The organism is Mesorhizobium sp. 43Arga (assembly GCF_053714255.1).
This window is the reverse complement of record NZ_JBSKBO010000002.1, coordinates 877170-888705: the sequence shown is the minus strand read 5'-3', so window position 1 is coordinate 888705 and position 11536 is coordinate 877170. Positions and strand designations below refer to the sequence as shown.

14 protein-coding genes are annotated in these 11536 nt (G+C 64.7%); 5 read left to right on the top strand and 9 right to left on the bottom strand.

Translation table 11 applies throughout. The annotated features are described in order from the left end of the window. Positions 1–128 precede the first annotated feature (128 nt). Entirely contained in the window at positions 129–740 is a 612-nt protein-coding gene (locus tag ACWGS8_RS10775) for a hypothetical protein (RefSeq protein WP_454580902.1), read from the bottom strand. Positions 741–993: 253 nt separating this feature from the next. Here ACWGS8_RS10775 and ACWGS8_RS10770 point away from each other — a divergent pair, with 253 nt between their 5' ends. Continuing rightward, complete coding sequence (locus ACWGS8_RS10770; RefSeq protein ID WP_454580901.1) at positions 994–1593, top strand: YdeI/OmpD-associated family protein; 600 nt, start codon at positions 994–996, stop codon at positions 1591–1593. A gap of 3 nt (positions 1594–1596) precedes the next feature. Here the strand turns inward: ACWGS8_RS10770 and ACWGS8_RS10765 are convergent, their stop codons facing one another. Beyond that, complete coding sequence (locus ACWGS8_RS10765) at positions 1597–2226, bottom strand: glutathione S-transferase family protein (RefSeq protein WP_454580900.1); 630 nt, start codon at positions 2224–2226, stop codon at positions 1597–1599. Between the two features lie 264 nt (positions 2227–2490). Here ACWGS8_RS10765 and ACWGS8_RS10760 point away from each other — a divergent pair, with 264 nt between their 5' ends. Then, complete coding sequence (locus ACWGS8_RS10760) at positions 2491–3189, top strand: SDR family NAD(P)-dependent oxidoreductase (protein ID WP_454580899.1); 699 nt, start codon at positions 2491–2493, stop codon at positions 3187–3189. A 17-nt stretch (positions 3190–3206) separates the two neighbouring features. After that, a complete protein-coding gene (locus ACWGS8_RS10755; protein WP_454580898.1) occupies positions 3207–3836 on the top strand; it encodes an NADPH-dependent F420 reductase in 630 nt (209 codons plus the stop codon). 154 nt (positions 3837–3990) lie between these two features. On the opposite strand, the gene ACWGS8_RS10750 is transcribed toward ACWGS8_RS10755, so the two are convergent. Both ACWGS8_RS10750 and ACWGS8_RS10745 read right to left on the bottom strand, forming a co-directional pair. Further along, complete coding sequence (locus ACWGS8_RS10750; protein ID WP_454580897.1) at positions 3991–4287, bottom strand: hypothetical protein; 297 nt, start codon at positions 4285–4287, stop codon at positions 3991–3993. 26 nt (positions 4288–4313) lie between these two features. After that, a complete protein-coding gene (locus ACWGS8_RS10745; protein WP_454580896.1) occupies positions 4314–4625 on the bottom strand; it encodes a hypothetical protein in 312 nt (103 codons plus the stop codon). Between the two features lie 409 nt (positions 4626–5034). Between ACWGS8_RS10745 and ACWGS8_RS10740 the strand changes: the two genes are divergently transcribed. Continuing rightward, positions 5035–6657 (top strand): ABC-F family ATP-binding cassette domain-containing protein, encoded by a 1623-nt coding sequence (locus ACWGS8_RS10740; protein ID WP_454580895.1) that lies wholly within the window; start codon positions 5035–5037, stop codon positions 6655–6657. 65 nt (positions 6658–6722) lie between these two features. Here the strand turns inward: ACWGS8_RS10740 and ACWGS8_RS10735 are convergent, their stop codons facing one another. Together ACWGS8_RS10735 and ACWGS8_RS10730 are read right to left on the bottom strand one after the other, a co-directional pair. Then, complete coding sequence (locus ACWGS8_RS10735) at positions 6723–7160, bottom strand: VOC family protein (RefSeq protein ID WP_454580894.1); 438 nt, start codon at positions 7158–7160, stop codon at positions 6723–6725. Positions 7161–7284: 124 nt separating this feature from the next. Beyond that, entirely contained in the window at positions 7285–7725 is a 441-nt protein-coding gene (locus ACWGS8_RS10730; RefSeq protein ID WP_454581264.1) for a hypothetical protein, read from the bottom strand. A gap of 251 nt (positions 7726–7976) precedes the next feature. Here ACWGS8_RS10730 and ACWGS8_RS10725 point away from each other — a divergent pair, with 251 nt between their 5' ends. Beyond that, positions 7977–8327 (top strand): hypothetical protein, encoded by a 351-nt coding sequence (locus ACWGS8_RS10725; RefSeq protein ID WP_454581263.1) that lies wholly within the window; start codon positions 7977–7979, stop codon positions 8325–8327. 55 nt (positions 8328–8382) lie between these two features. Here ACWGS8_RS10725 and ACWGS8_RS10720 read toward each other — a convergent pair whose 3' ends face one another. From ACWGS8_RS10720 to ACWGS8_RS10710, 3 genes are all read right to left on the bottom strand, one after another. After that, positions 8383–9024 (bottom strand): glutathione S-transferase family protein, encoded by a 642-nt coding sequence (locus tag ACWGS8_RS10720; RefSeq protein ID WP_454580893.1) that lies wholly within the window; start codon positions 9022–9024, stop codon positions 8383–8385. A 137-nt stretch (positions 9025–9161) separates the two neighbouring features. After that, positions 9162–9878: a hypothetical protein gene (locus tag ACWGS8_RS10715; RefSeq protein WP_454580892.1), complete on the bottom strand. Its 717-nt coding sequence runs from the start codon at positions 9876–9878 to the stop codon at positions 9162–9164. A gap of 97 nt (positions 9879–9975) precedes the next feature. Next, complete coding sequence (locus ACWGS8_RS10710; protein ID WP_454580891.1) at positions 9976–11511, bottom strand: FAD-dependent monooxygenase; 1536 nt, start codon at positions 11509–11511, stop codon at positions 9976–9978. Positions 11512–11536: the final 25 nt, after the last annotated feature.

The following is an 11536-nucleotide window of genomic DNA, read 5'->3' as shown; positions in this document are numbered from 1 at the left end:
GGCAGGGGATTGGCAGGCCGGTGTGCCGAGGGGAAACGGAAGAAACCGATAGCGTTATCGGAAATGCCGATGATGATGCCATGAGCGCGGTTTCGGTAAGGGGCGGTCGCAGGGGTAGGGCGCGCCACTTATTGGTCGCAAGCGGTAAAGGCGTCGCCGGAGTCCCAGTCCCGGAATGCGATGGTCCGGCCTTCGGTCGACACGGTCTTGTGCTTGGTGCTGCCGTCCGGCTGCTGCTTCGAACTGGTGCCCTTGCCGGTCAGCACATTGTAGTCACAGCCGCTGGCGGCATTCTCCTGCAGGTAATCATTGGAATCATAGGCGAAGCCGGCAACGATGAAGGCGCCGTCGCGGTAGGCGATGGTCAGCGTCTGGTTGGTGCGCTCGCTGCCGATCGGCGGCGCCGGCAGATAGAATTTGATCGAGCCGTTGGGCAGCATCGTCAGCTCCGGCTCGGTGTCGGAGTTCTCGTAGCCCGGGCGGTCGTAACCGTTCCACTCGCCACCGATCTGTTCGTGCACGATTTCGACGGGCTTGAGGTAATTGTGCTCCTTGTCCCTGAGGAAGAAGTGGACGTCCATCGGGTCGGTCGGCCCGGTCTCGACCACCATGGCAAGGTCCGGGGCGCCATCGCCATTGAAGTCGCCGGTCAGCGCGGTGATGATCTTGCGGGTTTCGACCGGTTCGGCCAGCGCCACGCCCGGCAGCAACAAGCCAAGGCCGAAGAGCAGAGATTTCATTGTGACGTATCCCCCAGCGTGGCATTTCTGGTCCTATAGCACGGTGGGGAAGTGTCGCGCTGCTCCATCCGGTCGGTTGCGCTCCGGCCGCAACGCGGCGATGTATGGTGCGTTCGCTACTTCGCGGCGGCGTGTCGCGCTGCTGACGGGATCTGACAGTGCGCGATGCCATGATGCCGAGATCGCAGCAGGATGACGGAGCCACGATGACAGGGATGCCAGTGACGACGATTCTAAACCGGCAGGCCCGCTGATGGCGCCGGTCAGGGTCGATCCCGACAAGGTGCGGGAATTCCCCGACGCGGCGAGTTTTTATGCCTGGCTCGGCCAGCACCACGCCTCGGAAAGCGAAGTGTGGATCAAGGTGCACAAGGTCGGGTCGGGGCTGAAGTCGATCACGCCGAAGGAGGCCATCGACGTCGTGCTGTGCTTCGGCTGGATAGACGCGGTGCGCAAGGGGCTGGACGAGAACAGCTTTCTCCAGCGCTACACGCCGCGCGGCAAGAAGAGCATCTGGAGCAAGATCAACATCGACAATGTCGCGCGGCTGGTGGAGGAGGGCCGCATGACCGGGCATGGGCTGAGCCAAGTCGAGGCAGCTAAGGCCGACGGGCGCTGGGCGCGCGCCTATGGCGGCAGCAAGGAGATGAAAATCCCTAGCGATTTGCAGGCGGCCATCGATGCCGAGCCGGCGGCGAAGGCAATGCTGGAAAAGCTCAGCGCGCAGAACCGTTTCTCGCTCGCCTTCCGCACCCACAACATGAAGACCGAGGCTGGCCGCAAGAAGAAGATCGAGACCTTCGTCGCAATGCTGAAACGCGGCGAGACGATCTATCCGCAGGGCAAGAAGTAGTTCTCAGCCGCCCGAGTGGGGGTCGAGGCTGTAGGAATGGACGGGGTAGCCGGGGCCGATGGCATCGCGCACGCGGCCGGTCCAGGCGAGGAATGCCGGGTAGTCCGCCGGCGAGAAGCCGCAATCCCCGGCACGGTGGCTGTAGGCGTAGATGGCGATGTCGGCGATGGTGAGGTCGTTTCCGGTGAGGAACGGCGTCTCGCCAAGGCTGCGGCCCAGGGCGGCCAGCGTGCGGGCGCCGGCCTCGCGCTTGCCGGCAACCATGGCGTGGTTGCGGTCGAGCCGCCCGGTCAAGGTCCAAAAGCGCAGCGAGCCGATGACGGGCTCGACATTGTACTGTTCAAAGAACAGCCACTGCATCACCTTGGCACGCCGGAAGCGGTCCGCCGGCAGCAGAGGCGTGCCTTCGGCGAGATAGGTGAGGATCGCATTGGATTCGGCGATGGCGCTGCCATTTTCGAGCTGGAGCACGGGAACCGCGCCGGCCGGGTTGAGTTCGTGAAATGCATCGGTGTGGCTCTCGCCCTCGAAGATCGAGACGATGCGGGTCTCGTAAGGGATCTTCAGCAGGCCGAGCAGGACCCGGACTTTCCAGCCATTTTGCGATGGCAGATAATCGTGAAGCGTGAGCATGACAGGTCCTCGTGATGGGTGAACAATTGCATGGCGAGATGCCAGGCGACACCCGATTCCTGCGGCGGAGCATTCGCAGAGACGCTGAGTGCGGGATGGGGCGACAGTCTGGATGCGTTGGCGCTTGGCGCCACGGAATGCAACTTTGGAAAGCAACCTCGCAACTCATGCATCAAATCGCATGAAGATTGCGAACTCTGACGCCTAATAAATCAATCCGCCTCGTGCCATTTTCTCCAAGCAATCGAAATCCAGGAAGGGCCCGTGACCACGCATCCCAACAAAGTCGCCCTAATCACCGGGGCCAATCGCGGCATCGGGCTGGAGACCGGCCGCCAACTGGCGAAACTTGGCTTCACCGTGCTGCTCGGTGTGCGCGATGTGGCCAAGGGCGAGGTGGCGGCGAAAGGGCTCGACGGCCATGTCGAGGCCATCGCGCTCGATGTCGCCGCATCCGACGCGGCAACAAGGGCAGCCGCTGAGGTCGAGCGCCGGTTCGGTCGGCTCGACGTGCTGATCAACAATGCCGCCATCCACTACGACACCGGCTCGCGCGCCTTGCGGCCGGACTGGACTGTCATCCGCGAAGCGTTCGAGACCAATGTCTTCGGCGCCTGGCGGGTGGCGGCCGCCTTCGCGCCGCTGCTCAAGGCCGGCGGCCACGGCAGGCTGGTCAATGTGTCGTCCGAAGGCGGTTCTCTGGCCTCGATGGGGGCGGGGGCGCCGGCCTATTCGACATCGAAGGCGACGCTCAATGCGTTGACCCGTGTGCTGGCTGCGGAATTGCGCGGCTCCGGCGTGCTGGTCAATGCCATCTGCCCCGGCTGGGTCGCCACCGACATGGGCGGGCCGGGCGGACGCCCGGTGGCGCAAGGGGCGGCCGGCATCGTCTGGGCCGCCACCTTGCCGGATGACGGCCCGACTGGCGGCTTTTTCCGCGACGGCAAAAAACTGCCGTGGTGAGCGAACAGGAGGCGGCGATGAGAATTGCAATTCTGGGCGCCGGCATGATCGGCGGCACGGTCGGGCGGCTGTGGGCCGAGGCCGGACATGAGGTGAGCTTTGGCGTGCGGCACCCCGAGCGGCGGCGCTCGATGCTTTCCAGCCTTGGCGGCAAGGGCACGGCCGGCTCGGCCATCGATGCCGTTGCCGGCGCGGATGTCGTGCTGGCCGCCATCCCGTTTCGGGCCTGGCCCGGTGTCGCGGCCGAGATCGCGGCCACGCTCGGCGACAAGGTGCTGCTCGATGCCACGGTGCCCGACCCGCCACGCGACCGTGCCTTCGGCGACGCCGCACTTGCCCGCGAAGATGGCGTGGCTTTCGCCGTCGCCCCGCTGCTGCCGCGCGCGAAACTGGTTCGCGCCTTCAGCACTGTCATGTGGACGACACTGCAATCGCAGGCGCATCGCGCCGGCGACAGGGTCGGCATTCCGCTCGCCGGCGATGACGAAGAGGCCGTTGCGCTCGCGGCCCGGTTGGTGAGCGATGCCGGCTTCGATCCGGTCGTGGTCGGACCGCTGTCGCAGGCCAGGCGCTTCGACCCGGGCACGGCCGTTTTCGACAGCGGCATGAGCGGGCCGCTGGTTCGGGCCGCACTCGACGTGGCCTGAGGCGGTTCACGATCTGAATCGTGGAATTGCCGTAAGCGCCTGTTTTGACGAATTTTCAGTGGATCTGGCTTGCCTTGTCGCAGACAAGAAAACGCCGCCTCGCTTTTCAGCGAATGGCGGCCTTTTCCCGGGAGGAAGTCAGAAAGAGCGGCGATCAAGCCGCCTTGGCGTGCTTGTGGCCGTGCTTCTTGTGGGTGTGCTTCTTGGCGACGTGCTTGCGCCCATCCTTGCGATGCTTCTTGTGGTGCTTGTGCGCGGCTGCCTTGACCGGCGTCTTCGCTGCGTCCACGGCGGCGGGAGCCGCTGGAGCGGTCGCGGGGGCGGTCGTCGTCGCCGGAGCGGTTGTCGTGGTGGTGGTGGCGGCAGCATTGGCCGTGCTGGCGCCGACAACCGGCATGGCCAGACCGAGAGCGATGGCCAGGCCGAGCGCGGAGAGGAGGGGCTTGTTCATGATAGGCTTTCCTGTGATGGCTGCTGTCACTGGTCGAGGTCGACCGGTGTCACTCCAAGAAGTTTCAGGGCGTTGGCGTAGGTCCGGATGCCTTGCGCCTCCTTGCGCTCGGCGCAAAACCGGTTGGCCTTGTCCTGCAGTGCCGTTGCCGTGGCGATCTGGCTCGCGCTGGCACCGGGTTCGGCTTTGGTCCGGATGGCTCCGTCGAGTTGAGAACCAAGCCGGCTGCAATATTCGCTCCGGGTAACCGCCGCTTCCGCACCCGATTGCGCGACCGCAAGCATGGCGAGCGAAATGCCGGCTCCGGCACCCATCCATCCGGTCGAACGTCGTTGCATTGTCGGGACCATCCCTTTGCGTTGTGTGGCGACCGCTGTCCGGTTGCTACGAGGATGGTTATGCCTGACGATCTTTTCTTCAGTTTTTCCCGCATGTTGAATCTTGTTTCTGAAGTGTGTCTGGGGGTGAAGCTGCCAATCTCCCCCCTCGTGGGGGAGATGCCCGGCAGGGCAGAGGGGGGCGCGAAGGAACGCCAACCTCGCGGGCATTACGATAGGGTACGAACGCTTCTGCCATATCGAAGGATTGAGAGGCCGGCGGGCCAACGTCCCCCTCTGGCCTGCCGGCCATCTCCCCCACGAGGGGGGAGATCGGCTGTCTGCGGCGCTTGTGCCCCTTCCTCTGGCGCTCGCCATCGCGTATGGCCCCGGGGAAATCCTCCCAAGTTCCAATTCCCTCGGAAACCGCATGATCAGACTTGAAAGCATCAGCAAGCAGAACGGCCGTCAGCTTGTCTTCATCGAGGCGTCGGCCTCCTTGCAGAAGGGCGAGAAGGTCGGCCTTGTCGGGCCGAACGGCGCCGGCAAGACGACCTTGTTCCGCATGATCACCGGCCAGGAGCAGCCCGACGAGGGCCAGGTGCAGGTCGATCGCGGCGTCACCATCGGCTATTTCAGCCAGGATGTCGGCGACATGGCGGGCCACAGCGCTGTCGCCGAGGTGATGAACGGTGCCGGGCCGGTGAGCGACGTGGCTGCCGAGATGGCGGAACTGGAGGCGGCGATGGCCGATCCCGACCAGGCCGACCGGATGGATGAGATCATCGAGACATATGGCGAGGCGCAGCATCGCTTCGAGGAGCTCGACGGCTATGCGCTGGACGGCCGCGCCCGCGAGGTGCTGGATGGCCTCGGTTTCAGCCAGGAGATGATGGACGGCGATGTCGGCAAGCTGTCGGGCGGGTGGAAGATGCGCGTGGCGCTGGCGCGCATCCTTTTGATGCGGCCCGATGTCATGCTGCTCGACGAACCGTCCAACCATCTGGACCTCGAAAGCCTGATCTGGCTGGAGCAGTTCCTGAAAGGCTATGACGGCGCGCTGCTGATGACCTCGCACGACCGCGAGTTCATGAACCGCATCGTCAACAAGATCGTCGAGATCGATGCCGGCTCGCTCACCGCCTACTCGGGCAATTATGAATTCTACCAGCAGCAGCGGGCGATCGCCGACAAGCAGCAGCAGGCGCAGTTCGAACGCCAGCAGGCCATGCTGGCCAAGGAGATCGCCTTCATCGAACGTTTCAAGGCGCGCGCTTCGCATGCCGCCCAGGTGCAGAGCCGGGTGAAGAAGCTCGACAAGATCGACCGCGTCGAGCCGCCCAAGCGCCGCCAGGTGGTGAATTTCGAATTCCAGCCGGCGCCGCGCTGCGGCGAGGATGTCGTCACCTTGAAGAACGTGCACAAGGCCTATGGCAGCCGCTCCATCTATGAGGGGCTCGATTTTCAAGTCCGCCGCCGCGAGCGCTGGTGCATCATGGGCGTCAACGGCGCCGGCAAGTCGACGCTGCTCAAGCTGGTGGCGGGCGCTTCCGATCCCGACACCGGCACGGTGGCGCGCGGGCCTAGCGTGAAGATGGGCTATTTCGCCCAGCACGCCATGGAACTGCTCGAAGGCGAGCGCACCGTGTTCCAGACGCTGGAAGACAATTTTCCGCAGGCCGGCCAGGCGCCGCTTCGCGCGCTTGCCGGCTGCTTCGGCTTTTCCGGCGACGAGATCGAGAAGAAATGCCGCGTGCTGTCAGGCGGCGAGAAGGCGCGGCTGGTGATGGCGCTGATGCTGTTCGACCCGCCGAACCTTCTGGTGCTGGACGAGCCGACCAACCACCTCGACATCGCCACCAAGCAGATGCTGATCGAGGCGCTGTCGCAATATGAGGGCACCATGCTGTTCGTCTCGCACGACCGGCATTTTCTGGCGGCACTGTCGAACCGCGTGCTGGAACTGACGCCCGAAGGCATCCACACCTATGGCGGCGGCTATACCGAATATGTCGAGCGCACGGGCCAGGAAGCGCCGGGGCTGCGGAGCTAGGAGACTAAGGACTTTGCGAGACGCGCTCGCTGACATCGGTCGCCCTTCGTTTTGTCGTAGTGCGGTCAACTGAGTTCCTGGGCGAGGCCGACGAGAAGCCCTCCAGGCCCGCGAATGTAGCAGAGCCGATACGCATCCTTGTACCGGACGACCTCGCCTGCGAGCCGCGCACCGCGCTTGCGGAGCCTTTCAAGCGTCTCGTCGATGTTATCCACGGTGAACATGACGCGGAGGTAGCCCAGGGCGTTGACCGGGGCGTCGCGGTGATCCGCGACGACCGGCGGCGTGAGGAAACGGGACAGTTCGAGCCGGCTGTGGCCGTCCGGCGTGCGCATCATGGCAATCTCGACGTGCTGATCGCCCAGTCCTGTGACACGTCCGGCCCACTCGCCTTCGATCGTGGCCCGCCCTTCGAGTTCAAGGCCAAGCTCGCGAAAGAAACCGATCGTCTCTTCGAGGTCATCGACGACGATTCCGACATTGTCCATCCGTTTGAGCGCCATGTGTCCAACCTCGTGTCTGGATCAAAAGCTGGTCGGCCGTCGGCCAGGGAAAAGGCGGCTGTCGAGTCGACGCCGCCTTCTGGATTTTCCGTCCGACCTCTTACCGTCGAAGGAATAGGGTCCCTTACCTCAGCGAGATGGCCAGGCCGCTGAGATCGGCGTTGACCTGCAGCCCGACCTGCTTGCCGGTGAGTTCGAGCTGGGCACCCCTGTCATTGGTCATGACGATCACCTGGGCGCCTTTGCCGAGCGTGCCGCCGCCGCCCGCCGCCCCGTAGACCCCCGTCACATCGCGGACGCGCCTGATGTGGCGAACGGTGCCTCGGAAATAGGTCTTTGAAACGCCGAAGGCGAGGCCGCCCGAGACGCCCCCGATCGAGATTGGGTAGGTTTTGCCGTGGAAAGTAAACGTACCTTCCCCGCCGGAGCCGCCGACGAAGAAGGCCGCCTTGTAGACGGCAAAGCGGATCGTTCCGCTGTCGGCATGCGCGGCGCTGGCGAAGCCGATGCCCGCGGTGGCGATGGCGGCAACCGCGATTCTACGAAATCCGGAGGAAATATTCATCATGAGAGCTCCTCAAAGTCGCCGCTTGCCCAACCGGCCGGGCGCGCCAGCGCTGTGTTAAAGTTACAACGGAACAGTCTCGCCCGTCATTTGGTTCCAGGCACGCGGCCTGAATCTGGCCGCGGGAAGATCGACATGAAGCGAGGCCTATGGCAAGCGCTCGGGCGAGACATCGCGTACACGTGATTGGCGCGGACGGGACGCCTGCGAGGTCTGCGGAAAGCGAGAAGGGCTTCGGGATGAGAATTGCGATGCGAATTGCAATGTCCGCATTGGCCGCGACTGTGGCTGGATGCGCGACCTCTCCCGTCGATTATGGCGCGTCGCTTTCGCCGCAGGACGCGAAATGGGCGTCGCCGCCATGCCAGCAGGCCCGCGCGGCGGCTGCGGCCTACGAGGTTCGCGAAAAACAGCACCCGGGCTGGGAATTCGCGGCGCTTGGCCCGTACGGGCTGGGCATCATTGCGGCCACCAAGGAGGCCGAGCAGAAGCAACGAAAGCTTTACGCCCGCGATGTGCACCTGCAATGCTCGAGCCTGCCTTTGCCGAAGGAATTACAGGGCGATCTGAGCCCGGCAGGCGCCAAGGCGAAATATCCGTAGCCGTGTCGCTGGGGATACGGTCAGGCTGGAAGCGCCGCGCCTTGGTGTGTCGGCTTTATGATGCGGCGTTGACCGCAAATTGCGCGGCGAAAGCCCTGGCATAAGCGGGCCGGGCTTCCCCGCGCGCCACATAGGCAGCCAGGTTTTGATATTCGTCCAGAATGCCTGACATGCGTAGTCGCAGCAGCACCGACACCATCAGCAGATCGCCGGCGCTGAACGCACCATCGAGCCAGTCGGCGGCGCCGAGGTAGGCCGAGAGCTGGTCCAGCCGCGCGCGAACACGGTCCTTGACCAGTGGCAAGCGCTCCCCGCTCCAGGCCCTGTCGGCTTCGAATATTCTCGCCGTCGTCAATTCGAGGATCGGCGGCTCGACCGTGTTGAGTGCGGCAAATATCCAGGTGATTGCGCGGGCGCGGGCATCGCGATCGCTGGGCAGCAGGCCCGGATGCTGCTCGGCAAGATGAAAGACGATCGAGCCGGTCTCGAACAGGCACAGAGAGCCTTCCTCATAGGTGGGAATCTGGCCGAAGGGATGGATGGCCAGATGGTCAGGAGCCTTCATCCCGGCGAAGGAAACGAGACGAACCTCATAGGGTTGCCCCACTTCTTCGAGCGCCCAACGCACGCGCGTGTCGCGCGCCAGTCCCTTGCCGCCATCGGGCGATCGTTCAAAGGCGGTGATGGTGGGGATCATGGTAGGCTCCGGGTGAATAGTGTGCAGTTCTTGCTCTTTGCACTCTGAGGACGAACGACCGGGGCGATTCCCGACAACCGCCTCGTTTTTCCGGACCGCGGATTAACGGCTCGGGCTGGTTGGATGCGTCCTCGGTTCTAGCGCAGCAGGCCTTCCGCCTCGAATGTGTCCCAGCCCTCCAGCTTCGGCGGTGGAGTGTCGTCCTTTCCCGAAGTCCCGGCGCTGCGCGCCTTGCGCTCCCGTTTTCCTGCGCGCGTCAGGGCGGCCTTGCCGGCACCGCGCCGTCTGTTTTCGGACGCTTCCCGCGCATCTTCCTCCCGCCAGGCGCTCGCCAGGTCGCGATCGAGAACGTCCTCGATGTGGCGTGGATCGAAGACATGGAAGGTTACGGCCTTGGATCGCCCGCGCATCTTGACGGTGCGGGTGCCGATGCTCTTCAGGCGGCCGTCCTTCAGCCATTTGTGGCGCTCGCGGTCGGAGATGGTGAGAATGTCCTCTGCCTCGCGCGGAAGCACGGCCAGTGCTTCGATCCCCTCCAGTGTCCTTGAAATGGTTGCCGACGCCGCCTGGAACGCCTCCGCGTCGGTTCGCAACATGCGCAAGATGATGCGGCCCGTCTCAGCCTTGGCAAATTTCCTTACAGTCCACGGCAGACGGGCCCGAATTTCGCGTTCGATCCCCTTCAGGCGCAAGGCGGAGCCAAGTGTTGCCGATGGCGGCAACGGCCATTCGGCGACCACCGACGCTTTGGCGGTGCTCACGCCGTGCTCGGATGTGCGGTCAGGCGCGCCGGCAATTGCCGCGACGATGCCACTCAGGACCTTTCGCAGGGAATCGCGCTTCTTGTCTGCCATGCTTCATGTTCGCTCAACAGGTGGCTTCGTGGAACGGCAGTTCGCACAGCAGACAACCGAAATCGGGCTCAAACAGTTCCTTGGCATGCGCAGGCGCCTATTCGAATTCGCCAAACCAGCGCGATGCGGCTTGGGCAGCTCCCTCGAGGTCAGGCTCAGCATCAGCGGCCCAGGCCACAAAGCCATCCGGGCGCACGAGCACGGCGCTGAACCCCAGCCGCTCCCTGGCGTCCCCGGCGACATAGGCGATCCGCCCGCTCCAGCGGCTGGCAAGCGCTTGAAGGGCAGGGTGGGCATCGAAGTCCAGCAGCAGGCCCTGGCCGGCCCTCAGGCGTTCGCCGAGCCTCGTCCCGTCGGCCAGTTCGAAATCGGGCGCGCTGCGGCCCACCAGTCTATGGCTTGTGCCGAGATCGTAGCGCAGCGAAACGCCCCAGACACGCTCGGCGAAATAGGTTGCGCCGTCGCGTGTGTCGATGAGGTCGCGGATGATGGCTTCGAGCGCGCGTGAACTGCGGCTTGGCCGCATCAGCGCGACCTGGGCGCGTGACCAGTCGAGCACCTGCGCTCCGACCGGATGGCGCTCGTCGAAATAGCTGTCGAGCAGGTCGGCCGATGCATCGCCGCGGATGGTGGCGGCAAGCTTCCAGCCGAGGTTCATCGCATCGCCAATCCCAAGGTTGAGCCCCTGGCCGCCCAGTGGCGAATGGATGTGCGCGGCGTCGCCGGCAAGCAGCACCCGCCCGTCGCGGTAGGTGGACGCCTGGCAGGCGCGATCGGTCCAAGTCGTGGCGAGGCGCAGCGCCGTCAGGGTGACGTCGGTGCCGGACACGCGGCGCAGCACCGCCTGCACATGCTCCAGCGTGACCGGCTCCGTCCGGTGGAAAGCGGCGCCATCGAACTCGACCATCGCGATGATGCCTGGCCGTGAGTAGGTGTACATGCCCGTCGGCGTGTAGTGGCGGCCAAGGCTGAGCACGTCCGGATCGGCGAGTTCGACGTCTACGGAATAGCCGGTGAACTCCGCATCGGTGCCGGTGAAGGCAAAGCCGCCAAGCCTGCGCACCGTGCTGCGGCCGCCATCGCAACCGACGAGCCAGCATGCGCGAAAAATCTCGCCACCGGCGCGGACGGTCACGTCCTCATCCGACTGGTCGAAGTTTTCGACGCCAAGGCCGCGCCTGATCTCGACACCCATGGCGGTCGCGCGCGCGGCAAGCATGGTTTCCAGATGCTCCATCTCGACCGCCATGCTGGTGCCCGCCGGTCCTGGCAGGCGATAGGGCCATTTCGAGCTGTCGACGGCGTCGAGGTGGAACTGGATGCCGGCGAAATGGCCGCCCGGCCGGCGCGGCTGCTGCATCCAGTGCGCGGCCAATTTGCTCTCGCCCGTGCCATCCTTCTTCGCCGGCGCAACGGCGTCCAGCAGGCTGCGCCGATGGAAGGCCTCGAGGGTGGGTGCCGAGAGACCGCGCATGCCGAAGGGAAGCCGCTTCAGCGGCGAATGCGGGTCTTCGGCCTTTTCCAGCACCAGCACGGAGGGGCCTGCCAGGCGCAACTCGCAGGCGAGAAACAGGCCGACGGGGCCGGCGCCGGAGATGACGACGTCATAGGAAATCGGGTGGTGGTTGCGCATGAAACTACTCCTTGGTCGATGTTCG